General features: G+C 71.2%; 21 protein-coding genes and 1 pseudogene. 13 read left to right on the top strand and 9 right to left on the bottom strand.

The features are described 5' to 3' along the window. Positions 1-40 precede the first annotated feature (40 nt). The 3 genes from BLW84_RS40455 to BLW84_RS40445 are packed head-to-tail and all read left to right on the top strand — an operon-like array spanning position 41 to position 2,686. On the top strand, positions 41-712 hold the full coding sequence (locus BLW84_RS40455; protein WP_093277063.1) for a response regulator: 672 nt from the start codon (positions 41-43) through the stop codon (positions 710-712). Continuing rightward, positions 709-1,797: a sensor histidine kinase gene (locus tag BLW84_RS40450; protein WP_093277020.1), complete on the top strand. Its 1,089-nt coding sequence runs from the start codon at positions 709-711 to the stop codon at positions 1,795-1,797. Before BLW84_RS40455 ends, BLW84_RS40450 begins: the two co-directional genes overlap by 4 nt. A gap of 55 nt (positions 1,798-1,852) precedes the next feature. Beyond that, positions 1,853-2,686, top strand: coding sequence for an aldo/keto reductase (locus tag BLW84_RS40445; RefSeq protein ID WP_093277018.1), 834 nt, complete (start codon positions 1,853-1,855; stop codon positions 2,684-2,686). On the opposite strand, the gene BLW84_RS40440 is transcribed toward BLW84_RS40445, so the two are convergent. After that, the gene (locus BLW84_RS40440) at positions 2,683-4,743 is read right to left on the bottom strand and encodes a S9 family peptidase (RefSeq protein ID WP_093277016.1); all 2,061 of its coding nucleotides are present in this window, start codon (positions 4,741-4,743) and stop codon (positions 2,683-2,685) included. The genes BLW84_RS40445 and BLW84_RS40440 overlap by 4 nt on opposite strands. A gap of 198 nt (positions 4,744-4,941) precedes the next feature. Between BLW84_RS40440 and BLW84_RS40435 the strand changes: the two genes are divergently transcribed. From BLW84_RS40435 to BLW84_RS50565, 3 genes and pseudogenes are all read left to right on the top strand, one after another. Next, positions 4,942-5,925 carry a glycosyltransferase family 2 protein gene (locus tag BLW84_RS40435; protein WP_093277014.1) on the top strand — a complete coding sequence of 328 codons (984 nt, stop codon included), beginning with the start codon at positions 4,942-4,944 and terminating at the stop codon, positions 5,923-5,925. Positions 5,926-5,936: 11 nt separating this feature from the next. Then, entirely contained in the window at positions 5,937-8,405 is a 2,469-nt protein-coding gene (locus tag BLW84_RS40430) for a GtrA family protein (protein WP_245761725.1), read from the top strand. Beyond that, positions 8,339-9,064: pseudogene (locus BLW84_RS50565) on the top strand (PIG-L family deacetylase); the annotation flags it as partial. The gene BLW84_RS40430 and the pseudogene BLW84_RS50565, both read left to right, overlap by 67 nt. Before the next feature lie 291 nt (positions 9,065-9,355). Here BLW84_RS50565 and BLW84_RS40420 read toward each other — a convergent pair. The 3 genes from BLW84_RS40420 to BLW84_RS40410 all read right to left on the bottom strand — a co-directional run bounded on the left by BLW84_RS40420 (position 9,356) and on the right by BLW84_RS40410 (position 12,445). Beyond that, positions 9,356-10,087 carry a hypothetical protein gene (locus BLW84_RS40420; protein WP_093277010.1) on the bottom strand — a complete coding sequence of 244 codons (732 nt, stop codon included), beginning with the start codon at positions 10,085-10,087 and terminating at the stop codon, positions 9,356-9,358. Positions 10,088-10,135: 48 nt separating this feature from the next. Further along, positions 10,136-11,500, bottom strand: coding sequence for an MFS transporter (locus BLW84_RS40415; RefSeq protein ID WP_177226970.1), 1,365 nt, complete (start codon positions 11,498-11,500; stop codon positions 10,136-10,138). A 156-nt stretch (positions 11,501-11,656) separates the two neighbouring features. Next, a complete protein-coding gene (locus BLW84_RS40410; protein WP_093277007.1) occupies positions 11,657-12,445 on the bottom strand; it encodes a DeoR/GlpR family DNA-binding transcription regulator in 789 nt (262 codons plus the stop codon). A 133-nt stretch (positions 12,446-12,578) separates the two neighbouring features. Between BLW84_RS40410 and BLW84_RS40405 the strand changes: the two genes are divergently transcribed. Genes BLW84_RS40405 through BLW84_RS40380 form a run of 6 tightly spaced genes read left to right on the top strand, consistent with a single transcriptional unit; the run spans position 12,579 to position 18,776 of the window. After that, positions 12,579-13,277, top strand: a complete 699-nt coding sequence (locus tag BLW84_RS40405; RefSeq protein ID WP_093277004.1) for an HAD family hydrolase — start codon at positions 12,579-12,581, stop codon at positions 13,275-13,277. Between the two features lie 44 nt (positions 13,278-13,321). Next, complete coding sequence (locus BLW84_RS40400; RefSeq protein WP_093277002.1) at positions 13,322-14,380, top strand: 2-hydroxyacid dehydrogenase; 1,059 nt, start codon at positions 13,322-13,324, stop codon at positions 14,378-14,380. Then, a complete protein-coding gene (locus BLW84_RS40395) occupies positions 14,377-15,840 on the top strand; it encodes an FGGY-family carbohydrate kinase (protein WP_093277000.1) in 1,464 nt (487 codons plus the stop codon). Before BLW84_RS40400 ends, BLW84_RS40395 begins: the two co-directional genes overlap by 4 nt. Positions 15,841-15,870: 30 nt before the next feature. Next, on the top strand, positions 15,871-17,634 hold the full coding sequence (locus BLW84_RS40390; protein ID WP_093276998.1) for a dihydroxyacetone kinase family protein: 1,764 nt from the start codon (positions 15,871-15,873) through the stop codon (positions 17,632-17,634). Next, on the top strand, positions 17,631-18,122 hold the full coding sequence (locus tag BLW84_RS40385) for a ribose-5-phosphate isomerase (RefSeq protein ID WP_093276996.1): 492 nt from the start codon (positions 17,631-17,633) through the stop codon (positions 18,120-18,122). Before BLW84_RS40390 ends, BLW84_RS40385 begins: the two co-directional genes overlap by 4 nt. Positions 18,123-18,134: 12 nt before the next feature. After that, the gene (locus tag BLW84_RS40380) at positions 18,135-18,776 is read left to right on the top strand and encodes a class II aldolase/adducin family protein (RefSeq protein ID WP_093276993.1); all 642 of its coding nucleotides are present in this window, start codon (positions 18,135-18,137) and stop codon (positions 18,774-18,776) included. Positions 18,777-18,824: 48 nt separating this feature from the next. On the opposite strand, the gene BLW84_RS40375 is transcribed toward BLW84_RS40380, so the two are convergent. The 4 genes from BLW84_RS40375 to BLW84_RS40360 all read right to left on the bottom strand — a co-directional run bounded on the left by BLW84_RS40375 (position 18,825) and on the right by BLW84_RS40360 (position 21,573). After that, positions 18,825-19,748 carry an RNA polymerase sigma-70 factor gene (locus BLW84_RS40375; protein ID WP_093276991.1) on the bottom strand — a complete coding sequence of 308 codons (924 nt, stop codon included), beginning with the start codon at positions 19,746-19,748 and terminating at the stop codon, positions 18,825-18,827. A gap of 29 nt (positions 19,749-19,777) precedes the next feature. Next, positions 19,778-20,251 (bottom strand): carboxymuconolactone decarboxylase family protein, encoded by a 474-nt coding sequence (locus BLW84_RS40370; protein ID WP_093276988.1) that lies wholly within the window; start codon positions 20,249-20,251, stop codon positions 19,778-19,780. Between the two features lie 128 nt (positions 20,252-20,379). Further along, a complete protein-coding gene (locus BLW84_RS40365) occupies positions 20,380-20,886 on the bottom strand; it encodes a DinB family protein (RefSeq protein WP_093276985.1) in 507 nt (168 codons plus the stop codon). A gap of 33 nt (positions 20,887-20,919) precedes the next feature. Then, a complete protein-coding gene (locus BLW84_RS40360; protein WP_093276983.1) occupies positions 20,920-21,573 on the bottom strand; it encodes an SAM-dependent methyltransferase in 654 nt (217 codons plus the stop codon). A gap of 102 nt (positions 21,574-21,675) precedes the next feature. Between BLW84_RS40360 and BLW84_RS40355 the strand changes: the two genes are divergently transcribed. Beyond that, a complete protein-coding gene (locus BLW84_RS40355; RefSeq protein ID WP_093276982.1) occupies positions 21,676-22,254 on the top strand; it encodes a helix-turn-helix domain-containing protein in 579 nt (192 codons plus the stop codon). An 81-nt stretch (positions 22,255-22,335) separates the two neighbouring features. Here BLW84_RS40355 and BLW84_RS40350 read toward each other — a convergent pair. Further along, on the bottom strand, positions 22,336-22,854 hold a 519-nt coding region (locus BLW84_RS40350; protein WP_143060819.1), incomplete at its 5' end, for an HNH endonuclease signature motif containing protein.

Genomic DNA, 22,854 nt, shown 5'->3' with positions numbered 1-22,854 from the left:
ATCTGCTGGCGGCGCTCGGAACAGGGGAGGTGACCGAGTGGTGCGGGCTGAGGACGGCGGGGGGCCGATCCGCGTTGTGCTGGCCGATGACGAGGCGATGCTGCGGCGTGGCCTGCGGGTGTTGTTGGAGGCGGACGGCACGATCCAGGTGGTCGCCGAGGCGGGCAACGGCGATGAGTTGCTGGCGGCGGTTCGCGCGCATCGGGTGGACGTCGCGCTGATCGACGTGCAGATGCCCGGCAAGGACGGGTTGACGGCGTTGCGGACGTTGACGGCGTTGGCGGATCCGCCGGTGTCGGCGGTGTTGACGACGTTCGACCTGGACGACTACGTGGCCGATGCCCTGCGGTTCGGGGCGCGCGGGTTCCTGCTCAAGGACGCCGAGCCGGCGATGCTGGTCCGGGCGGTGCACGACCTGGCGGCGGGCGGTGCGGTGCTGGATCCGCGGATCACGGCGCGGCTGCTGCCGAAGTTCCGCAGCGCGACCGACAACGCGCACGAGATGCAGCTGGTGCGTGGGTTGTCCGGGCGGGAGCGGCAGGTGCTCCAGCTGCTGGCCGATGGCCGGTCGAACGCCGACATCGGGGTTCGGCTCGGGCTGACCGAGGCCACCGTGAAGAGCTACGTGTCGACGGTGCTGAGCAAGCTCGGTGCGCAGAACCGGGTGCAGGCCGCGCTGATCGCGCAGCGCGTGGCGGGCGACTTCCGGTGAATTCGGGGCGCTGGCTGCGGCTCGGTGCCGAGGCTTTGGCCGTCGTGATTCCGGCGGCCGCGGTGCTGGCCGCGCCGGATCCGTTCGGGTACGCGACGGTGTCTGGGTTGGTGGCCGCCGCGTTGTTGCCGGTGCGGCTGTGGTCGCCGTGGGTCTCGGTGTTGTTGTGCATGCCCGCGTTGGCCGGCGGGCTGGGGTGGCCCGCGACGTTTGTTGCGCTGTACGCGTTGGGGCGCGCTCGGCCGCGGGTGTCGACACTGGTCGTGGCGGTTCTGCTGGCCACGGCGGTCGCGGTGACCCCGGTGCTGATCACGCAGTCGCTCGGGGCGGGTTCGATCGTCCTGACCTTTGCTTTCGTGCTGGCGGCCGCTGGTGCGCCGATGGCGTTGGGGGCGTTGGTGTCGCTGCGGCAGCAGCTGGCCGACAGCCTGCGGCGGCTGGAAGCGGCTACTGCGGCGGAGCTGCGGGCGAAGGATGCGACGGCGCGCGCGGAGGAGCGGGCCCGGATCGCGCGGGAGATCCACGACGCGGTCGGGCATCACGTCACCCTGATCGCGGTGGAGTCGGCCGCGTTGGCGGCGACCACCGGGGATCCCGCCGCGGAGGAGACCGCGGGCCGGTTGCGAGGGTTGGCGAAGCAGGCGCTGGACGAGATGCGCGCGACGCTGGGGCTGGGCACGGCGGGGCAGCAGGTCGGGTTGGACAAGATCCCGGACCTGGTGGTGCGGGCGCGCGCCGCCGGTGTGGACGTGGAGCTGTCTTCCCAGCTCAGCGAGCCGCACGGGGTGCCGGCGGCGGTGGAGCGGGCCGCGTACCGGGTGGTTCAGGAGGCGCTGACGAATGCCTCCAAGCACGCGCCGGGCGCCGGGATCAAGGTGAGCCTGTTGTGCCGCGGGGGTTCGTTGCACGTCGCCGTCAGCAACGGTGCTCCTGATCGTGCGCATCCGGCTGTCGAGGCCGGTAGCAGCGGGTCCGGGCTGGCGGGCTTGTCGGAGCGGGTGCAGATGGCCGGTGGGCGGCTGGACGCCGGGCCGTCCGCGGACGGCGGCTTCGAGCTGGTGGCCGTGCTGCCGCAGCAGCGCTGAGCCGTATTCTGGGCCGCACGCCCGGCTTTGATCCACCACCTGGAACGGAGTGTGCATGCGAGGCCTACGACTGCCCGGCGGGCAGGAGCTGCCGGTGCTGGGGCAGGGCACTTGGGGCATGGGCGAGCGGCGCGCGCAGCGCGCGGCGGAGGTGGCTGCGCTGCAGCGCGGCCTGGACCTCGGCCTGGGGTTGATCGACACCGCCGAGATGTACGGCAGCGGCGGCGCCGAGGAGGTCGTGGGTGCCGCGATCGCGGGGCGCCGCGACGAGGTTTTCCTGGTCAGCAAGGTGTATCCGCACAACGCGGGGCGTCGCGACGCGGTCGCCGCGTGCGAGCGCAGCCTGCGGCGGCTGGGCACCGATCAGCTGGATCTGTACCTGCTGCACTGGCGCGGTAGCACGCCGTTGGCGGAGACGCTGGACGCGTTCGAGCAGCTGCGTGCCGACGGCAAGATCCGGCATTACGGGGTGAGCAATTTCGGCCCCGGAGACATGTCGGAGCTGTTCGAGAGCGAGCTCGGCCGGCGGTCCGCCACGAACCAGGTGCTCTACAACCTCACCCGGCGCGGCATCGAGCTCGACCTGCTGCCGTGGTGCCGGGAGCAGGAGCTGCCGGTGATGGCGTACTCGCCGATCGAGCAGGGGCGGCTGCTGGGCGAGCCGGCGTTGCGGCGGGTCGCCGACCGGCATTCGGTGACTCCTGCGCAGATCGCGATCGCCTGGGTGCTGGCGCAGGACGGCGTGTGCGCGATCCCGAAGGCGGCCACCGTGGCGCACGTGGAGCAGAACCGGGCGGCGCTGGACATCGAGTTGTCGACGGCCGATCTCGCCGAGCTCGACGCGGGCTTCCCAGCGCCGCCGCATCCGGTTCCGCTGGAAATCCTCTAGCGCGCCAGCGACTTGCGCAGGAAGTCCACCTGGAGCAGCAGCAGGTTCTCGCTGGTGCTCTCCTCGGTGGGCATGTGGCTGACGCCCGCCAGCGGTAGCACGTTGTGCGGGCGGGCCGACGCGGTCAACGCGGCCGAGAGCCGGAGTGCGTGGGCCAGGATGACGTTGTCGTCCACGGTGCCGTGCACGATCAGCATCGGGCGTTCGAGGTTGCCCGCGTCGGCCAGCAGCGAGTTCTCCACGTACGCCTTGGGAACCTCGTTGGGGTCGCCCAGGTAGCGCTCGGTGTAGTGAGTGTCGTACAGCCGCCAGTCGACGACTCCGGCACCCACCACCGCGGCGTGGAAGACGTCCGGGCGGCGCAGCACGGCCAGCCCGGCGAGGTAGCCGCCGAAGGACCAGCCGCGGATGGCGACCCGGCCGAGGTCGAGCTCGGGGTGCTGCGCGGCGGCCGCGTGCAGGGCGTCGACCTGGTCCTGCAGGGTCGGGCCGGCAAGGTCGCCGGCGATCGCGCGGTCCCAGTCGGGGCCGCGTCCGCCCGTGCCGCGGCCGTCGGTGACCAGCACCGCGAAGCCCTGGTCGGCGAACCACTGCGAGGTCAGGTAGCCCTGGCTGCGGGCGAGCACGCGCTGCGCGTGCGGGCCGCCGTAGGGGTCGAGCAGCACCGGCAGCGGGCCGTCGGCCGGGTCGTAGCCGGTGGGCAGCAGCAGGGCGCTGCAGAGCTCGCGGTCGCCGAGCCGGAGGAGCGTGACGTTGAGGTCGACGGCGGGGTCTTCGGCCAGGTTCTCGACCTCGGCGATCTCCTGACCGTCGAGGTGCACCCGCACCCGGGTGCGTGGTTCGTCCATTGTGGACGTGGCGACGGCGAGCACGTCGCCGCAGCGCGTTCCGGAGTGGATGCCGGGCTGCTCGGTGATCCGCTCGGCGCCGTCGGCGGTGACGCGGTAGAGGTGAACCTGGGTCGGGTCCTGCTCCGAGGCGGAGATCAGGACGTCGTCGCCGACGTCGAGGATGCCCCGCACCTGCAGGGGCGCGGCGGTCCAGGGCTGGTCGCCGACCACCAGCCGGTACGCGCCGTCACCTGCGCTGATGCGCACCAGTCGGCCGTCCGGGGTCCAGGCGGGCCAGCCGGGATTGATCTCCACCCAGTTCGGGTCGGTGTCGCGGTGCACCTCGGTGGTGCGCCCGGTGGCCGGGTCGACGGCCAGCACGAGCTGGGTGCGCTGGTCGCGGGTCTGCACCGCGATCAGCGGGGCGCCGTGCTCGGACCAGTGCGCGGTGACGAGGTACGGGAAGGCCTGGCGGTCCCATTCGACGTCCACCCGGTTGCCGTCGAGGTCGAGGACGGCCAGCGACACGTCGGCGTTGGGGGTGCCGGCGGCCGGGTAGCGCATGGCGGTCGGCTCGCTCAGCGGGGCGGACGGGTCGCCGAGGTACAGGTGCTGGACCGGGGATTCGTCGACGCGGGCCGCGAGCAGCCGCGCACCGTCGGGTGCCCACCAGTAGCCGCGGTGGCGGCCCATCTCCTCGGCTGCGATGAACTCCGCGGCGCCCCAGGTGATGTCGGCGCCGTCGGGCTCGGCGAGCGCGCGGTCACCGGAACCGTCCACATCGATCACCCGCAGTTGACCGGCGGAGAGGTAGGCGATCCGGCGTCCGTCGCGGTCGGGCCGGGGATCGGCGACCGGCTGGCGGGCGGGCAGCTCGCGGGCGTCGCCGGTCGCAACGTCGACGACGAACAGCCGGCCGGAGATGGTGAAGGCGGCCAGGTTCCCGTCGCCGTCGGTGGCGTAGCCGGTGATGCCCAGGGCGCGTTCGCGCGCGCGTTCGCGCCGGGCCTGCTCTTCGGGCGAGACCTCGTCGGCCACCCGCAGCGCGGCCGGGTCGGCGAGCATCCGCTCCTGGCCGGTTCGGGTGTCCAGCGCCCAGAGGGCGTTGCTGCGTTCGGTGCCGCCCGCGGATCGCAGGAAGAGCACGGTGGAACCGGCGGTGAAGTTCCGCGGCGCACCGAGGGTGAAGCCCTGGGTGCGGGCGCTGCGGCGGGGAAACGAGGCCATGCGGCCAGCCTGCCATTTCCGGCGCGTAATTGCGCGATCGGGTGGCCATGTGGCGAAAAGCCGCCCGGGCGGATTATTCGCCGGTGTGTCGGGAGGGGGTGCCGCGCGCCCCGGACCCTACGGTCGGCGCCGATTCGTTTGGCCCACAGCGGCTTCCCCGTTCCTGCGGGAGTCGATCGACCTGGGATGAGACCTGCCATGTACCTCTCGATGGTGGTGCCGTGCTTCAACGAGGAGCACGGCCTGCAACGGTTGCACGACGCGCTGGTCGCGGCGCTGTCCGGGCGCGTCCGGGATTACGAGGTGATCCTGGTCGACGACGGCAGCACCGACCGGACGCTGCGCGAAGCGCGCCGCTTGGCGGCGCTGAACCCGCGTTTCCGCTACGTGTCGCTGAGCCGCAACTTCGGGAAGGAAGCGGCGATGCTGTGCGGTTTGCGGCATGCGCGGGGCGGCCGGGTGGCGCTGTTGGACGCCGATCTGCAGCATCCGCCGCGGCTGTTGCGGCGGATGCTGGCGCTGCTGGACTCCGGCTACGACCAGGTCGTCGCCCGTCGCGGTCGCGATGGCGAGAACCGCGTCCGGTCGGCACTGTCCAAGATGTACTACTGGGCGTGTCGGCGGCTCGTGGACGTGCGATTGCAGGACGGTGTCGGGGATTTCCGGGTGCTGTCGCGGCGGGCCGTGGACGCGGTGCTGTCGTTGCCGGAGTACCACCGGTTCTCCAAGGGTTTGTTCGCCTGGATCGGTTTTGACACGGCGTACGTGTCGTTCCGGAACGTGCCGCGGGGCGGCGGCGGTTCGAGGTGGACGTTCGGTGCGCTGGTGAACTACGGCATCGACGGGCTGACCTCGTTCAACAGCAGGCCGCTTCGGCTGTCGATCTACCTGGGCGTGCTGGTGGCGCTGCTGGCCGGCGGCTACGTGCTCTTCGTCGTGGCGAACACCATTGTGGACGGTGTGCACGTGCCCGGTTACGCGACGTTGCTCGCCGGGGTCCTCGGACTGGGCGGGGTGCAGTTGCTGTTCCTCGGGGTGCTCGGGGAGTACCTGGGCAAGAGCTACTTCGAGGCCAAGCGGCGGCCGCACTACCTGGTCAAGGAGTCGAGCCCGGAATTCCACCCGCAGGCGCGTGCGCTCCGGTTGCGCCCGGCCGCCGATCTGGCGTTGCAGGGGGAGTGATGTGGCGCGAGGTGAGCAGGTCGGAGTTCGCGCGGTTCGCGCTCGTCGGCGGGGTGAACACGGCGGTGCACTGCACCGCCTACCTGGCGTTGTGGCTGCTGGTGCCGTACCTGGTGGCGCACCTGGTCGCGACGGCGGTGGCGATGCTGTGCTCGTACCTGCTCAACTGCCGGTTCACCTTCGGGGTGCCGCCGAACCGGCGGAGCCTGCTGCTGTTCCCGCTGTCCAACCTGGCCGTGATCGGGTTGGGCACCGCCGTCGTCGTGGTTTCGGTGGCGGTGTTCGGCGTCGATTCGAGGCTCGCCCCGGTCGCGGCGGGTCTGGTCGTGGTGCCCGTGACGTTCCTGCTGAGCAGGGCGGTGCTCACCGGTCGACCGCGTCGCCGCGAACGGCGCGTCGACTGGCGGGGCGCGGCCGGCGTCGGGGTGGCCGTCGCGGTGCTGGGCCAGTTCCCGGTGCTGGTGAACCCGTCGTTCTACTTCTGGGACGACAGCGCGGCGCAGTTCCTCCCGATGTGGCACCGGCTGGGCGAGCGGCTGCTGGCCGGGGACTGGCCGCTGGGCCTGGACGTCGATTCGTGGATGGGCGGGAACCTGGCCGCCGAGGCGCTGTTCGGGATCTGGAACCCGGTGCACCTGCTGGATTTCCTGCTGGTGGTGTGGATCGGCGATCTCGCGGTCGGCGCGGCGGTGGTGAAGACGCAGTTCCTCGTCACGCTCGGCGTCGGGACGTTCCTGCTCTGCCGCGGTTACGGGGCGACGCGTGGGATCGCGTCGGTGCTCGCGGTGGCGTTGCCGGTGTCCGGGTTCGTGCTGTACTTCCAGGCCGCGACCTGGGCGGGCGGGCTCATGGGCTTCGCGTGGCTGCCGTGGGCCTGGTGGGCGTTGCGGCGGCGGACGCCCGCTTTCGGGGCGTGGCTGCTGTGCTACCTGTGCGTCTCCGCCGGTGATCCCTACGGCGTGCTGGCGCTGGGCGTGATCTTCGCCGGGTTGCTGGCCGAAACCGGCCGGGACCGGCCGCGCGTCCGGCGGCTGGTGCTGGTGGGGGTGGCGGTCGCGGCGATCCTGCCGCTGGTGTTCTTCCCGGTGCTGGCGGCCTCGGCGGTGGGGTGGCGATCCGGGCAGGAGCTGTTCAACATCGGCCGGCTGGTGCCGGGCATCGGTGATCTGCTGGCCGCGAGCATGCCCTCGTTCGTGCCGCAGATCCTGTCCTTCGGCACCTTCCGGATGTCGGTGCCCGCCACTTATTTCGCGTGGTTCGCCGTCCCGCTGCTGGCCTGGCTGGACTGGCGGTCCGCCGGCGCGCTGTGGCGCCGCTGCCGGTGTGCTGTGGTGGTGGCGGGCTGCTACTTCCTGCTGTGCCTGGGGCCGTCCAACGTGTGGCTGTTCCGGTGGCCGCTGCGGCATGTGGCCGTGCTGCACCTGGCGTTGGCGGTGCTGCTCGCCGTGGCGCTGTCGCGGGGTTTGCGCACCGACCACTTCAAGGTGCGGCTGGCGTGTTCCGCGGGATCTGTTCTGCTGGGCAGCTATCTCGCGTTCGCGGCGTGGCCTGCGCTGGCGCCGAAGCACCTGGTGTCGCTGGGTGTGATCGTCGTGCTGCTCGCCGTGGTGGTGCACCGCAAGCAGTTGGTCGCCGCGGTGCTGCACCTCGGCACGGTCTGCGCGCTGGCGCTGCAAATGGCCTGGTTCCCGGCCAACCGGGATGTCGCCGTCTACAACTTCCCGACCTCCGTTGCCGAACTCCGGTCCCGCTACGCGGAATTCCGCGGCGGCACGCTGGTGCAGATCGCCGACCGCGACCTGATCCCACCCGACGACGTCGCTTCCCGGAGCGCGTGGCGGCACCTGCTGTTCGGCAACATGCACGCGGCCGCCGGGGTCGCGAGCCTGGTGTCCTACACCGGAATCGGCCACGACGCACTGCACCGGCGGCTCTGCCTGAGCTACTACGGGGCCACCTGCCCGCAGGCCTACGACCGGCTGTGGGACGGGCTGGCCGACCGGCTCAAGGCGACCCACGTCGTGGTGCAACGCCGCCTCCGCGAGGTGACCGAAGCGCCGGCGGGCTGGCGGATCGCCCGGCGGAACAGCGATGTCGTCGTGCTGGAACGGGAATCGGCCCTGCCTTGGCCGCGCGGGCGGTTGAGCGCCAGCCGCGACGTGGAGGTTTTCGACGACCTGCGGCACGGGCAGCGCAGCGAGATCGTGCGGTTCGGCCGCACCGGTGACCGGGCGGAGCTGGTCTTCGCACGCCTGGCCTGGCCCGGCTATCAGGCCACAGTGGATGGACGCCGCGTGCCGGTCGAGGGCACCGAAGCGGGTTTGCTCGTCGTGCGCTTGTCACCAGGTCTGCCCGGCGGCACGCTCGCGTTGTCCTGGAGCCCGCCCGGATTCGCCCTGCACCTCCTGCTGGCGTGCGCGGGAGCGCTGCTCGCGATCGCGCTGACCGTCGTTCCGCTGGGTGCGAGGAGGCAACCGTGACGAGAGGACTCGCCGCCGCGATCGCGGGGCTGCTGTTCGCGCTGCTCGTCGATCCCGCCGCTGCCGCGCAGGCGCGTTCCCACCTGCAGGTCGTGGCGCACCCCGACGACGACATCCTGTTCATGAACCCGGACCTGGCCATCTCGATCCGCTCCGGTGCGACCGTGACGACGGTGTTCCTGACGGCGGGGGAGAGCGACGTGCGGCCCGCCGCGCGGTATGCCGCGCAGCGGCAGGCCGGGGCGCGGGCGGCGTTCGCCGCGATGGCCGGCGTGCCCGACGCCTGGGACCGCGCCGGGCTTGAGCTGCCCGGCGGCCGTCAGGCCGAGGTGCAGACCTTGCGTGCTCGGCCGCGGGTGCGGCTGGTGTTCCTGAACCTGCCCGACGACAACGATCCGCACGCCACGGGAGGAAAGCACGCGCTGACCCGGCTCTGGCACGATTCGACGGCCAGGGTCGAGACGCTGCGACCGGAAGGTTCGGTGCTGGCGGGAACCAGCGTCCACGACCGCGCCTCGGTGCTCGATGCGCTGGCCCGGCTCCACCGGCGGTTCGCTCCCGGCATCGTGCGGACCCACGACCCCGAGCCGGACGATCGGTACCAGCCGCAGTGGGGAAGCCACCACGATCATCCCGACCACGTGATGGCCGCGCGATTCGCCGAGCTCGCAATGCGATCCGCCGGATCGGCACACCTGGTCCACTACCGCGACTACAACATCGCGGATGCGCCGCCGAACCTGCCAGCGGAGATCGTCGACGGCAAACGCGCGATCTTCGCGCGCTACGCGGAGCACGACGCCGAGGTAAGCATGGGGGAGCCTTATGCGACGTGGCTGCGAAGCATGCGGCACCGCTGGCCGTGGAGCGTGAACTGGGCCACGACCGGCCGGGACGGCGGGCTCTCGTACGCCTACGTCCGCGGTGGAACTCTCTTCGAAGGCAACGAATCAGGGGAGTCCGTTGTGGACACGCCGGGTTTCGTCCCGCGTGAGGGGACGGTGGGGTTCGCGGATCCGGACACGCTCGTGATCCAGGACCGCACCGGCAAGATCCTGCTTCGCAGCGGGGAGAACAGCTGGCAGGACCTCGGCTCTCCGGCGGCCGGGCCACCGGCTGCCGTCGTGACACCGGACGGCAGGACGCTGGTCGCGGTCCGCAACGCGCGCGGCGGCGTGAGCACGCGGTTCGCCGATCAGGCGGGCTGGACGGACCTCGGCGGCGCCGGGGTCGTCGACACCGTTTCGATGCTGCCGACCGGAACCGGGGAGGTGCACGTCTTCGCCACCGCGCGATCCGGGCTGCTGCACTGGCGGCTCGACGGCTCCGGCGGCCGACTCGTCGCGCCGCCGGAAGCGCACCGCCCGGCTGGATCCGTTGCCGTCGCGCGCGGCCGCCAGTCGTTCGCGGCGTTCCGCGAGGCCGCGACCGGGCGGCTGGTCGTGCTCGGCGAACACGCGGGATGGTCGCCGGTCGCCTCGATCGATGTCGCCGCCACGTCCGATCCCGCGCTCGCCGTGCTGGACGGCGACATCCCGATCGTCGCGGCCCGCGACGCCGAAGGCCGGATCGCGGTGGTCGGCACCACCACGACCCTCCGCCCCGGCCGGATCGCCGGACCTCTCGCGTTCACCCCGGGCGGTCGCCACCTGGTCGCGCTCGGCGACGACGGCCGAATGCACGTGAGCCCGCGTCCTCGGGACGCGGGCTCACGACGACGGCGGTGGACCTTACGCGGAAGACCGGGCCGTCGTGACGTGCTCCGCAGCTCGCTGCGCCAGCTTCTGCTCGCCGGGGTCGCAGCCGTCCTTGACCTTCAGGCTCAGGAACGCCACCAGGATGTAGAGCGCGCTGAACGCGATGGCCACCCCGCCGCCGCCGACCAGCGGGAACAGGATCGTGACCACGACCGGGCCGACGAACGCCGCGCCACCGGCGCCGAAGTTCAGGATCGCCAGGGCCGAACCCTTGTCCTTGGGCGAGACCATCGACGGCATCAGCGCCGACAGCGGGACGAACCCGGCCAGCAGGATGCCGTAGACGACGCCGAAGGTGGCGGTCACCGCGAAGCTCTGGGTGGACACGGCGGTGAAGTACCACAGCGGGGTCGCGATGGCGCAGCCCACGCAGCCGAACCAGGTGATCGTGCGGCGCCAGCCGAAGCGGTCGCCGAACACGCCGAAGAACAGGTTCGCGGCGATGTTCGCGCCGTAGCTGATCGACGCGAGCGTGGCCAGCTGCGGAGCGGTGAGGAAGCCACCGCCCGGCGTGGCCGGGCCGAGCACGAACGGGAACATCGCGAAGAAGCCGTACTGCGGCGCGGTGTTGACGATGCGGATCAGGCCGCCGGCCAGGGTGCGGCGGTCGCGCCAGAGGATGTCCACGCCCTCGCCCAGCCGCTTGAGGCTGCGCGGGTTGGCGACCGTCTCGTCGGCGATCGGCTTGAGGCCGTGCTCCTCGCGGACCGCGAAGCTACCGATGAGCACACCGATGGTGACCACCGCCAGCGACAGCACCAGCGTGCCGTGCTGGCTCAGGCCGAACACGCCGATGGAGACCGCGGCCACCGCCGCGCCCAGGGTCGGCAGGCCACCGGTGAAGGCGAACCAGAACCACCCGGCGACCGAACCGCGCATCTTGGTGGGGCTGGCGATCTGCGCCCACACCAGGAACGCGAACGCGAACAGCGGGTAGGCGAAGCCGCGGATGCCGTAGGTGGCGACGATGAGCGTCGGGTTCTGCGAGGGCAGCGCCACGAACAGGAACAGGGCCTCGAACACGACCCACCAGGCGCCACCGAGCCACATGACCCGGCGCGGGCCCCAGATGGCGGAGAGCGTCCCGGAGAACCACGCGGCGATCATGGCCGCGACGCCGTAGAGGGTGACCGTGGCGAACGCCGCGGTAGCGCCGGGCAGCCCGCCGCCCTCGGGTTGCTGCAGGTAGTCCGAGAGGAAGGTGGTCTCCACGCCGTCGCCGATCATGAAGATCAGCACGGCGATGAAGCCCCAGAAGAGCTGCCTGGGGATACCGATGCGGTCGAGTCTGCTGGCCGGCCGCAACGACTCGGCATCCGCAGAGGTCTGTTGGGACATCACTGTCTCCAAGGAATCGGAACTTCCCGGTGGTGCGCGGCTAGGACGCGCCCCCGGTCGACGGGTGCTGGCTATCATGCACCTTGTTCAGTTTAACGCGCAAGACGTTAATTCATTTGCAATCTAGTGTGAAGATCAACAGTGTCGCCGGTCCGCTCACTCCACCGGCGACAGTCGGACGTCGGTCTCCTCGCGCATCTCCTCGACCAGCGCCGCGTCCAGTTCGCCCGCCAGCAGCACGTGGTCGAAGGCGCGCACCGGCGCGAACTGGTGCAGTGCCGAGCGGGCCACCTTGCTGGCGTCCATCATCAGCACCTTGGTCGTCGCGCTCGCCAGCATCGCCCGCTTGACCAGCACGATCTCCTGCTCCTGGTGGTAGGTCAGCCGCGCGTTCATCGCCGAGGTGGACAGGAACACGATGTCCACCGAGAAGGTGCTGATCATCTCCTGGCAGGGCAGGCCCAGGTAGGAGTCGTGGGTGCGGGAGTACTCGCCGCCCAGGCCGATCAGCCGGATGTCCGGCACGTCGCGCAGCGCCTCCTGGACCTGGCGGTAGTTGCTGACCACGGTCAGCGGGCCGACCTCGGGCAGCAGCCTGGCCAGCGCGAGCGCGGTGGTCGAGTCGTCCAGCATCACCGACATGCCGGGCGTGATGAACTGCAGCGCGTCCTTGGCCAGCGCTTCCTTCTCGACGGTGTGCGTGTGCAGCCGGAAGTCCGAGCTGCTCTCGAACACCGTGGACGGCTGGGCGGAGACGCCGCCGTGGTACTTGCGCAGCAGGCCCCGGGTGACCAGGTCGTCGAGGTCGCGGTGCACCGTCATCAGGCTGACGCCGGTCAGCTCGGACAGTTCCGCGGCGCTGGCGAACCCCTGCCCGACCACGTGGTCGATGATCTTCTGCTGCCGCAGGAGCCGGGCGGACTGCTTCTTCGGTGCGGACGACATGCGGCCATCTTGCCCCGTGGTGCGGGGCACACGTCGCCGGACACCCGTGGACTCGCGGAAGTATCACTCTGAGGGTGACACTTAACGTCAATCATGTTAATTTGACCGTGTCAGTGTTTGGCGGGAGGTAAAGATGACCCAGCCCGAAGGGCCGAACGGCGCCCACCGCGCGGTCGTGTTCGACATGGACGGCGTCCTGGTCGAGAGCGAACACCTGTGGGAGCGGATGTGGGCGAAGTTCGCCGCCGCTCGCGGCAAGACCTGGACGGTGGAGCAGACCCGGCAGGTGCAGGGCATGAGCGCCCCCGAGTGGTCGGCCTTCCTGGCCGACTTCAGCGCGGCCACCGAGTCCGCGGTGGAGACCGAGCGCGTCGTCGTCGACGACATGATCGCCGCGCTCGACGGCGGTGAGATCGAGCTGCTGCCCGGCGCCGAGAAGATGGTCACCGAGGTCGCCGCGCGCGCCCCGATCGCGCTCGCTTCGTCCGCGCCGCGCCGGCTCATCGACGCGGTCCTGGACCGCCACGGCCTGATCAAGCACTTCACGGCGACGGTCTCCAGCGCCGAGGTGCCCAAGGGCAAGCCCAGTCCCGACGTGTACCTCTCCGCCGCGGAGAAGCTCGGCCAGGACTCGCGGCACTGCCTGGCGGTCGAGGACTCCAGCAACGGGTTGCGCGCCGCGGCCGCAGCGGGGATGACTGTGGTGGCCATTCCCAACTCCGACTACCCGCCGGCCGAAGACGCCCTGGCCGGGGCCAGCTACATCGCCACCGACCTGGACGACGTCCGGGCGCGCCTGGTGAGCGCGCTGCCCGAACCGGTCGGCAGCTGACGACCGCGGCAGCCCAGCTCAAAGCAAGAGACAAAGGAGTCCTCATGACCAGCGTTCTGGCCGCAGGTGACCACTTCGTCGCTCCCGAGGTGTTCGTCGACGCCCTGCGCAACAGCGCCGGCGCGCACGACCTGCAGTTCAGCACCCTGAAGCTGCCGTGGCCGATCGAGCCGTTCGGCCCGGTCGGCAACGTCCACGAGGCCAGCGGCACCGAGCAGCAGCTGCTCGACGCGCTCGGCGGCGTGGAGATCGTCGCCACCCAGATGGCGCCGTTCACCGCGGACGTGCTGGCCAACAGCCCGCAGCTGAAGTTCGTCGGCGTCTGCCGCGGCGGCCCGGTGAACGTCGACCTGCAGGCCGCCACCGACAACGGCGTGATCGTCAGCTACGCGCCCGGCCGCAACGCCGCCGCGGCCGCCGAGTTCGCGGTCGGCCTGACCCTCGCCGCGCTGCGCCGCATCCCCGGCTCCGACGCCGAGCTCAAGGCGGGCAACTGGCGCGGCGACTACTACGCCTACGAGAACGCCGGCATCGAGCTGGAAGGCTCGACCGTGGGTCTCGTCGGCTACGGCGCGATCGGCAAGATCGTGGCCCGGGTGCTGAAGGCCTTCGGCGCGCACGTGCTGGTGTCCGACCCGTTCGTCAAGGCCGAGGACGCCGCCAACGACGGCGTCGAGCTCGTCGAGCTGGAGGCGCTGCTGCGGCGCAGCTCGGTGGTCAGCCTGCACGCGCGGCTCACCCCGGAGACCAAGAACCTCCTCAACGCCGACAACCTCAAGCTGCTGCCGGAAGGCGCGGTGCTGATCAACTCCGCGCGCGGCGGGCTGCTCGACTACGCGCCGCTGCCGGAGCTGCTGAAGTCCGGCCGCCTCGGCGCCCTGGCGGTGGACGTCTACGACATCGAACCGCCGCCGCGCGACTGGCCGCTGTTCGACGCGCCGAACGTCATCACCACGCCGCACCTGGCCGGGGCTACCCGCCAGACCGCGCACCGCGCCGCCGAGATCGTCGCCGGCGAGGTCGCCCGCTTCCTGGGCGGCGAGCGGCCGCGCTTCGTCGCCAACCCGGACGTGCTGGCCAAGTTCGAAGGTCTGCGGCCATGATCGTCGGGGTTGACGTCGGCACGTCGGTGACCAAGGCGTCGCTGATCAACCGCGACGGCACGGCGCTGGTCACGCACAGCAAGCGCAGCACGCTGCACCGGCAGTCCGGCGGCCGGGTCGAACAGGACCTCGAAGAGGTCATCGGCTCGGTCGTCCAGGTGGTGCGCGAGGTCGCCGCCGCGGCCGAGCAGGTCGGCGAGCCGATCGAGGCGCTGGCCATCACAGGCCAGGGCGACGGGCTGTGGCTGCGCGACCACCAGGGGCAGCAGGTCGGCCCGGCCATCTCGTGGCTGGACGCCCGCGCCGCGGACGTGCTGGACCGCTGGGAGCGGTCCGGCGTGCAGCGCAAGGTGTACGGGCTGACCGGGTCGGGCATGTTCCCCGGCTCGGCCGGTCCGCTGCTGGCGCACCTGGCCGAACACGCCCCGGAGCGCCTGGAGCGCGCCGCGGTCGCCGGCTACTGCGTGGACGCGATCGTGCAGCGCTTCACCGGCGAGATCACGGTGGACGCCTCCGACGCGTCGCTGCCGTTCCTGGACGTGCCGAACCGCAGCTACTCGCAGGAAGCGCTGCAGGCCTGCGGCATCGAGGAGTACCGGCGGCTGCTGGCCGAACCGGCCCCGCCGAACAAGCTGTTCGCGCTGGACGGCAAGAGCGCCAAGGACCTGGGTCTGCCCGCCGGGCTGCCGGTGTCGGCCGGCCCGTTCGACCTGCCCGCCTGCGCGTTCGGCTCCGGCGTCAGCAACGTCGGCGACGGCAGCCTGGTGATCGGCACGACCCTGGGCTGCCAGGTGCTGCGCGACGAGGTCGTCATCGACCCCGACGGCGAGGTCGCGGGCATGTGGCTGGCGACGCCGCTGGCGGACCGGTACCTGCGGGTGATGCCCGCGATGGTCGGCACCGCCAACCTGGACTGGGTGCTGAGCATGGTCGGCGCCGGCGTGGACCAGCTGGAAACGTTGCTGGGCAACAGCAAACCCGGTGCCGGCGGAGTTTCGGCGCTGTCGTTCCTGTCCAGCTCCGGCGAACGCGCGCCGTTCGTCGAGCCGCACGCCCGCGGTCAGTTCACCGGGCTGTCGCTGGAAACCACGCAGTCCGACCTGGTGCGCGCGATGTGCGAGGCGGTGGCCTACGCCGCACGGCACAACCTGGAAACCGCGGGCCTGACCGGCGAGGTCTCGGCGTGCGGCGGCGGTGCGCGATCGGCGGCGTGGAGCCAGATCTTCGCCGACGTGCTGGGCCGCCCGCTGCACGTGCCCTACGAGGAAGGTGTCGGCGCGCGCGGCGCGGCGATGACCGCGTGGGACTCGCTGGGCGAGCCGGTGGACCGGGCCAAGTGGGCCGCGGCGCGGCGCACCGTGGTGCCGCACCCGAGTGCCGTGGAGTTCTACGAGCGCGGCTACCGCGAGTACCTGGAATCGATCGACCGCGCCCGCCCGCTGTGGGGCGCGACCTCCTGACCTGCAAGACAAGGCGCTGAGGAGCAGCAGATGACGCGCTTGTACGACGATCCCGCATCGTTCACCGAGGACATGGTGACCGGTTTCGTGGCGGCGCACCCCGAATACGTCCGGCAGGTGCCGGGCGGCGTGGTGCGGGCGAAACGCGCGCGGCACGGCAAGGTCGCCGTGGTCACCGGCGGCGGCTCCGGGCACTACCCGGCGTTCTGCGGGGTGGTCGGGCCGGGCTTCGCCGACGGCTCGGTCATCGGCAACATCTTCACCTCGCCGTCGGCCGACGACGCCTACTCGGTGGGCCGAGCGGTGGATCGCGGTGCCGGGGTGGTGTTCTCGTTCGGCAACTACGCCGGCGACAACATGAACTTCGGGCTGGCGGTGGAACGCCTGGAGCGCGACGGGATCCGCGCGCACAACGTGGTGGTGACCGACGACGTGGCCAGTGCTCCGGCGTCGGAGCAGGCCAAGCGCCGCGGCGTGGTCGGCGACTTCGTGGTGTTCAAGGTCGCCTCGGCGGCGGCCGAGGAGGGTTACTCCTTCGACGAGGTGGTGCGCGTCGCCGAGCACGCGAACGCACGCACCCGCAGCCTCGGCGTGGCCTTCGACGGCTGCACGCTGCCGGGCCAGGACCAGCCGCTGTTCGAGGTGCCCGAGGGCCGGATGGGGCTCGGGCTCGGCATCCACGGCGAGCCCGGCGTCTCCGAGCGCGACCTGCCTTCGGCGTCGGAGCTGGCGAAGATCCTCGTCGACGGCCTGCTCGCGGAGGCCCCGGAGACCGGTGCGGCGAAGCCGCGCGTGACGGCGATCCTCAACGGGCTCGGCGCCACGAAGTACGAGGAACTGTTCGTGGTCTGGGGCACCGTGTCCCGGCTGCTGGCCGAGGCGGGCGTGGAGGTCGTCGCGCCCGAGGTGGGCGAGCTGGTGACCAGCCTGGACATGGCCGGTTGCTCGCTGACGCTGACCTGGTTGGACCCGGAACTGGAGCGGCTGTGGCAGGCGCCGGCCGACACCCCCGCCTACCGCAAGGGGAATGTCGCGATCGCCGAGGCAGAAGAGTCCGATGTGGACGAAGAGCTGCCGGCGGCACCGGAGAAGGTGACGGTGGTGGCGCCGCCGGAGGGCCAGGCGACGGCGGCGGTCGTGGTGAAGGCCCTGCACGAGGTGGCAGATCTGCTGCACGGCAAGGAAGAAGAGCTCGGCCGCCTCGACGCGATCGCAGGCGACGGCGACCACGGCCGCGGCATGACGCGCGGCAGCGCGGCGGCGGTGGCGGCCGCGGACGAGGCCGTGGCGCAGGGCGTCGGCCCGGCCGCGGTGCTGGTCGCGGCGGGCGACGCGTGGGCGGCGAAGGCCGGCGGCACCTCGGGCGTGCTGTGGGGCGCGGCGCTGCGGTCGTTCGGCGACCTGCTGCCGGACCACCGCGCGGCGATGGCCAACGACCTGGCCGCGGGCGCCTCGGCGGCTCTCGCGGCGGTGCAGCGCCTGGGCCGGGCGGAGCTCGGCGACAAGACGCTGGTCGACGCGCTGGTGCCGTTCGTGGAGGAGCTGCGCGCAGCCGTCGAGGCGGGTGCCACTGGCACCGAGGCCTGGCAGCAGGCAGCGAAGGCGGCGACGAAGGCCGCCGAAAGCACCGCGGAGCTTCGGCCCCGCACCGGGCGCGCGCGGCCGCTGGCCGAGCGCAGCGTCGGAACCCCGGACCCGGGCGCGACGTCGCTGGCGCTCGCGCTCAACCGGATCGGGACGGTACTCGCCGGCGGTGCTGGGCTCGCCGGGAACGGGAAGGATGGCGAGAAGTGACTGAGCAGGCGCCGCTGCGCATCGTGGTCGGCTCCGACGACGCGGGGCTGCAGTACAAGGAAGCGCTGAAGAAGGACCTGGAGAACGACCCCCGGGTGGCCGGCGTGGTGGACGTGGGCGTCGGCTCGGACGAGCACACCGCTTACCCGCACGTGGCGGTCAACGCGGCGCGGTTGGTCGCCGAGGGCGAAGCGGACCGGGCGCTGCTGGTGTGCGGCACCGGTCTCGGCGTGGCGATCAGCGCGAACAAGGTGCCGGGCATCCGGGCCGTCACCGCGCACGACAGCTACTCGGTGGAGCGGTCGGTGCTCAGCAACAACGCCCAGGTGCTGTGCTTGGGCCAGCGCGTGGTCGGCTTGGAGCTGGCCCGGAAGCTGGCGTCGGAGTGGCTGGAGCACCGGTTCGACGAGTCTTCGCCGTCCGCGGAGAAGGTCGCCGCGATCAAGGGCTACGAGTCGGTGCCGGAAGAGTCCGGCGCCACCTGCTGAACGAGGTATGAAGTGAGCAGTTCGCGATTGGCCGAGCAGCGGCGCGAGGTCATCGAGATCGCCCGGCGGATGACGTCGGACCGGCTGGTGGTCGGCACGTCCGGGAACGTGTCGGTCCGCAGCGGCGATCTGGTGGCGGTGACACCGTCCGGCGTCGACTACGACAAGCTGACGGTGGCCGACATCCCGCTGGTGGACCTCACCGGCGAGGTGGTGGAGGGCGACCTCAAGCCGACGTCGGAACTGCCGATGCACCTCACCGCCTACCAACGGCACGACGCCGGGGCGGTGGTGCACACGCATTCGCTGCACGCGACGGCGTTGTCGTTGCTGCGCAACGACGTTCCGGCGGTGCACTACCAGCTCGCGGACTTCGGCGGCACCGTGCAGGTGGCGGAGTACGCCACCTTCGGCAGCGACCAGCTGGCCGAGACGATGTCCAAGGCGCTGGAAGGACGCACCGGGTGCATCCTCCGGAACCACGGAACGATCACCATCGGGGCGAGCCTGTCGCAGGCCTACAACAGGGCGCGGCAGCTGGAGTGGCTGTGCGAGCTCTGGCTGACCGCGAGCCGGGCGGGCGAGCCGAGCCTGCTCAGCGACGCGGAACTCGCGCGCTGCGCGGAACTGTTCGCGGGCTACGGCCAGAAGTAGCACCGAGCTCGATGTCGCGGGCCGCGCACGGCGCGGCCCGCGACATCGTCATTTCTGCTGCCGGCGGGCCTGCTTCACCTCGCGGTCGACGGCCCAGGCGTCGCCGACCGGCCCGATGTGGCCGAGCTTGTCGGGGTTGACCACGCTGCGGATGGTCTGGATCTGCCCGTCGAGAACGTCGAGGGCCATGGTGTGCAGGATCTTGCCGTCCCGGTCGCGGAAGATGGCGCCGGGCTGGCCGTTGACCTCGTGCAGCTCGAACATCACGTCGATCTGGATCAGCCAGGGGAAGACGGTGCCCAGCACCCGGGCCACGTTCTCGGCGCCGACGACGGCCCGGGCCAGCTGCGGAGCCTTGCCGCCACCATCCCCGACCAAGTGCACGTCGGCGGCCAGCAGGCTCCGAAGCGCGCCCACATCGCCGTCCTTCAACGCATCGAAGAACCGCGTCGCCAGCTCCTGCCGCTCCTGCCGATCCGCCGCGAACCGCGGCCGCCCGGCCTCCATATGACGTCGCGCCCGCACCAGCAGCTGCCGGCACGCCGACTCCGAGCGCCCCACCGCCGCGGCGATGTCGTCGAACCCGAACGCGAACACGTCCCGAAGCACGAACACCGCCCGCTCCAACGGGCTGAGCCGCTCCAACAGCAGCAGCGCCGCCATCGACACCGAGTCGGCCAATTCGGCAGCCCGGCCCGGATCCTGGTAGGGATCGCTGAGCAGCGGCTCGGGAAACCACGGGCCGACGTATTCCTCGCGCCGCACCCGCGCGGAACGCAGCACGTCGATCGCGATCCGCGTCACCGTGGCCGACAGGAAGGCCTTGGTCGACGTGGGCAGGGTCGAAGAGCCGTCGAAGCGCAGCCACGTCTCCTGCACCGCGTCCTCGGCCTCGGCGACACTGCCCAGAATCCGATAGGCGATCGAGAACAGCAGCGGCCGCAGCTCTTCGAACTCCTCGACCTTGCTCACGCCGACTCCCCTCCTGTTGACGGTGTCGTTCAGTGGAACTGCCCGGGCACGTAGTCGCCAGCAGGTTGCTGGGTGATGATGTTCATCCGGTTCACCATGTTCATGAAGGAAATCATGGTGACCAGGGCGGTGAGCTGCTCCTCGTCGTAGTGCTCGGCGGCGCGCGCCCACACATCGTCGCTGACGCCGGTGGCCGCATCCGCGACCCTGGTCCCCTCCTCGGCCAGCTCCAGAGCCGCACGCTCGGCCTCGGTGAAGACCGTGGCCTCCCGCCACGCCGCGACCAGGTTCAGCCGCAGCGCGGTCTCACCGGCAAAGGCGGCTTCCTTCGTGTGCATGTCGATGCACACGGCGCAGCCGTTGATCTGGCTCACGCGCAGCGCCACCAGCTCCTGCGTTTCGGCCGGCAGCGGAGCTTCCTTGAGAGCCTTGCCCGCCGACATGACGTACTTGGCGGCCTTGGCGCCGGCCGGGCTGGCGAGGTAGTTCAGTCGGGCGTCCATGATGTGCTCCTCCGTGGTCGTCAGTGGCTACACCTTTCGAGACGAGGTGGCTCGGCTCCCTGTGACATCCACGAATGTGACCTGCATCTCCTCGCTGCTGGCATGTGCCGACCGACCGCGTCGCCGGGTCAGCGTCCGGTGGCGCCGTCGATGAGTTCGCGCAGGATGTCGGCGTGCCCGGCGTGGCGCCCGGTTTCCTCGATCAGATGAGTGAGGGTCCAGCGCAGCGACGGGGCCGGGTCAGGCCGCCCACCCGGGCGAGGTCCGGCCGCGGCGAGGTCGGGGCGAGCGGCGATCGCCTCGTTCGCGCGGGCAGTGGTTTCCCGGTAGGCGCGGAGGATGTCGTCGGCGCTTTCGTCCGGTTCGGGGCGGAAGGAGGCTTCCCAGTCGGTGACCGGATGGCCGAGCAACCAGTGGCGTTCGACGTGGGTGAGGTGCTTGACGAGGCCGAGCAGGTTCGTTCCCGACGTCACGCCGGGCGTGCGGATCTGCGGTTCCGGGACGCCGTCGGTCTTGGCGATCACCGAGGTGCGCAGGTAGTCGAGGAAGCCCAGCAGAACGTCCTTCTCGTCGGCGCCGGTCTTCGGAGGGCCGGCGTCGCGACGATGCTCGGTGGGGCGGTGGGCGTGAGGCATGGTCGTCCTCTCGGATCAGGTCAGGGCGGGAGGTCAGGCTGCCGTCCGGCGGATGACCAGCACGTTGTCGATGACGGTCGCGGTCTGGTCGCCTGGTCCCTTGGCTTCCCGCCGGGGCATGCCCGCGCGCTCGACGCGCCACCGGGCCGAGTCGAGGGCAATCTCGGCGGACACCTCGTCCGGTGTGGGGTAGTGGATCCCGGGGTCCTGGTTCCAGGACCAGGGCGCCGTGGAGCCGTGGTCGACGACAACGAGCCGTCCGCCGGGGCGCAGCGCGTGCGCGGCGGTGCGCAGAACTCGGCTCCGGGGCAACGCGAACGGCGTCTGGAAGTACTGGGCGGACACCAGGTCGAAGCTGCCCTCGGGGAAGTCCTCCGCCAGGTCAACGCATTCCGCGGAAATCAGTTCGTGCAGGCCGCGTGCCTGGGCGTTCTCGGCGAGGCGGCGTACGGCGCTGGCGGAAATGTCGACCGCGGTGACCCGCCATCCGCGAGCGGCTAGCCAGAGCGCGTCACCGCCGGAACCGCAGCCCAGGTCCAGGACGCTGCCCGGGGTGAGGGCCCCTGCGATCTCGGCGAGCACGGGGTTCGCCCGGTTGGCCTGGGTAGGCCGGGGGATGCGGTAGTGCTTGTCCCAGAAGCGGGCGGCTTCGACGCCCGGCGTCGTGCCGGTGGAATCCTGGCCCATTGTCCGTTTCTCCCTGGTGCTGGTCGTCGGGTACGGAAACCACCTTCACCGGCAGCCGCCACCGGTTGCACGGAAACTTGCCGGACCGGCAAGACTGGGGGCATGAGTGAGGAGATTGAGGACGTGCTGGACGCGGTCGGGCCGCGACTGCGTGCGCTGCGCCGTCAGCGCGGCAGCACCCTGGCTGAACTCGCGGTGAAGACCGGAATCTCGGAGAGCACCCTGTCTCGCCTGGAAAGCGGGCAGCGGCGGGCGAACCTGGAGCTGCTGCTACCGCTGGCCCGCGCCTACGACGTCCCACTCGACGACCTCGTTGGCGCTCCCCGTACCGGTGACCCGCGGATCCACCTGCACCCGATCCACCGCCACGGAATGACCTTCATTCCGCTCACCCGCAGACCCGGCGGGGTGCATGCGTACAAGATGCTCATCCCGAGCCGCAACGAGCCGGCCGAACCCACTCCGCAGACCCACAGCGGCTACGAGTGGCTCTACGTCCTCAACGGACGGTTGCGGCTGGTGCTGGCCGAACAGGATCTGATCCTTCCGCCGGGCGAGGCCGCGGAGTTCGACACCACGCAGCCGCACTGGCTGGGGTCGGCGGACGGGCGCGCTGTCGAATTGCTCATCCTGTTCGGACTGCAGGGCGAACGAGTCCACGTCCGGCCGCGCACCCCATGAACCCGACCGCACCGCGACGCCGCTAACGCCTCCCGAGCGCAGCCCGCTCGACGAATAGCCGAGCGATCCCAAATCCGGGCGTCATGGATCGCCCGCCGGGCCCCGTGGTGCGGGGATGAGGTCCCGGAGGTGTTCGAGGTGCTGGGCGGGTAGTGCTCTGCCGCCTGGTCTTGGTGTTCGTTTGGGGTCCACTGTGGGCGGTGGAATGAACTCGGGTCTCCCATCGCACATGGCGATCTCCCATCGTTGGTTGTGGAGTGTGCGGTGGTGGTGTGCGCAGAGCATGACCATGTTGTCCAGATTGGTGGCGCCGCCGTCGGCCCAGTGCTGGACGTGGTGTGCTTCGGGTGTTCCCGGCGGTCGGTCACACCCGGGGAACGCGCAGACGCCGTCGCGTCGGAGTAGTGCGGTGCGGATGTGGGTGGGTGCGGTGCGTTTCGCCCTGCCGACGTCCAGTGGGAGGCTGTCGCCGTCGAGGGCGATGGGCAGTACCTCGGCGTCGCAGGCGATGCGGCGTGCGTTCTGCGCGGTGATGGCACGTTCGGTGTTCAGCGTGCCGGGCATGCCGTCCTCGTTGACGAACCCCAGGCCCCGCTTGAG

Origin of the sequence: Saccharopolyspora shandongensis (assembly GCF_900106995.1) — a bacterium.
Taxonomy (GTDB): Bacteria; Actinomycetota; Actinomycetes; order Mycobacteriales; family Pseudonocardiaceae; genus Saccharopolyspora; species Saccharopolyspora shandongensis.
The sequence above is the reverse complement of the archived record's forward strand: the minus strand, read 5'-3'. Positions and strand labels throughout refer to the sequence as shown.

Excerpts from the sequence above, each read along its gene's own strand:
- BLW84_RS40445 (WP_093277018.1), top strand. The coding sequence starts at position 1,853 with ATGCGAGGCCTACGACTGCCCGGCGGGCAGGAGCTGCCGGTGCTGGGG.
- BLW84_RS40440 (WP_093277016.1), bottom strand. The coding sequence starts at position 4,743 with ATGGCCTCGTTTCCCCGCCGCAGCGCCCGCACCCAGGGCTTCACCCTC.
- BLW84_RS40435 (WP_093277014.1), top strand. The coding sequence starts at position 4,942 with ATGTACCTCTCGATGGTGGTGCCGTGCTTCAACGAGGAGCACGGCCTG.
- BLW84_RS40415 (WP_177226970.1), bottom strand. The coding sequence starts at position 11,500 with ATGTCCCAACAGACCTCTGCGGATGCCGAGTCGTTGCGGCCGGCCAGC.
- BLW84_RS40410 (WP_093277007.1), bottom strand. The coding sequence starts at position 12,445 with ATGTCGTCCGCACCGAAGAAGCAGTCCGCCCGGCTCCTGCGGCAGCAG.
- BLW84_RS40405 (WP_093277004.1), top strand. The coding sequence starts at position 12,579 with ATGACCCAGCCCGAAGGGCCGAACGGCGCCCACCGCGCGGTCGTGTTC.
- BLW84_RS40400 (WP_093277002.1), top strand. The coding sequence starts at position 13,322 with ATGACCAGCGTTCTGGCCGCAGGTGACCACTTCGTCGCTCCCGAGGTG.
- BLW84_RS40395 (WP_093277000.1), top strand. The coding sequence starts at position 14,377 with ATGATCGTCGGGGTTGACGTCGGCACGTCGGTGACCAAGGCGTCGCTG.
- BLW84_RS40390 (WP_093276998.1), top strand. The coding sequence starts at position 15,871 with ATGACGCGCTTGTACGACGATCCCGCATCGTTCACCGAGGACATGGTG.
- BLW84_RS40370 (WP_093276988.1), bottom strand. The coding sequence starts at position 20,251 with ATGGACGCCCGACTGAACTACCTCGCCAGCCCGGCCGGCGCCAAGGCC.
- BLW84_RS40365 (WP_093276985.1), bottom strand. The coding sequence starts at position 20,886 with ATGCCTCACGCCCACCGCCCCACCGAGCATCGTCGCGACGCCGGCCCT.
- BLW84_RS40360 (WP_093276983.1), bottom strand. The coding sequence starts at position 21,573 with ATGGGCCAGGATTCCACCGGCACGACGCCGGGCGTCGAAGCCGCCCGC.
- BLW84_RS40355 (WP_093276982.1), top strand. The coding sequence starts at position 21,676 with ATGAGTGAGGAGATTGAGGACGTGCTGGACGCGGTCGGGCCGCGACTG.